Source organism: Pantoea sp. SIMBA_079 (assembly GCF_046940275.1).
Classification (GTDB): domain Bacteria; phylum Pseudomonadota; class Gammaproteobacteria; order Enterobacterales; family Enterobacteriaceae; genus Pantoea; species Pantoea borealis.
The window spans coordinates 1-246 of record NZ_JAWRYR010000736.1 but is presented as its reverse complement, the minus strand read 5'-3'; the positions used below and the strand labels follow the sequence as shown (position 1 = coordinate 246).

Below are 246 nucleotides of genomic sequence, written 5' to 3'. Positions count from 1 at the left end.
ATGACGATGCCTCCGCGGAGCGCGCATTGACCAGCTTGTCACCAGGTCGCTCGACTGTCGAAGCGGTAGAGCGCGGATGCGTATTGATGCTCCAGGGCTTTGCCTCCACCCAGCTCGAGCAGGCTCGTGTGCTATGGGGTGAGGAATTTACCGTGTTCCTCACTGGCGGTGATGCACCGCTGGTGAGAGAGGCCTTGCCACAGGCGCGTGTCGTGCCTGATCTGGTTTTCGTTGGCTTGGCAATGG

General features: G+C 60.6%; 1 protein-coding gene. It reads left to right on the top strand.

Annotated elements, in window-relative coordinates:
* Positions 1-26: 26 nt before the first annotated feature.
* A partial coding sequence (locus tag SB719_RS21905) for a hypothetical protein (protein ID WP_412159996.1) occupies positions 27-246 on the top strand: 220 nt, incomplete at its 3' end.